Source organism: Rhodanobacter thiooxydans LCS2, assembly GCF_000264375.1.
GTDB lineage: Bacteria > Pseudomonadota > Gammaproteobacteria > Xanthomonadales > Rhodanobacteraceae > Rhodanobacter > Rhodanobacter thiooxydans.
Genome location: NZ_AJXW01000153.1, coordinates 1 through 235 on the forward strand (window position 1 = coordinate 1; position 235 = coordinate 235).

Here is a 235-nt window from a genome sequence, read left to right on the forward strand (position 1 = left end):
CCCGGAAGATCGCCATGCCGCACCGGTCCACCCAACGCATCGGCCCGTTCGCGCTGACGCGCACGCTGGCCTGGTTGCGGATCTGCGCCATCGCCGGCCAGAGTTCCGCCGTGCTGGTGGCCGCCTGGTGGATGCAGCTGGCCATCCCGCTGCTGCCGCTGCTGCTCGGTATCGGCCTGCTCGGCGTGTTCTCGGTGTTCGCCGCGTGGCGGCTGACCCAGCCGTGGCCGCTGCG

General features: G+C 72.3%; 1 pseudogene. It reads left to right on the forward strand.

Annotation, left to right across the window (positions count from 1 at the left end):
* Nucleotides 1-14: 14 nt before the first annotated feature.
* A pseudogene (locus UUA_RS18310) lies at nt 15-235 on the forward strand (ATP-binding protein); the annotation flags it as partial.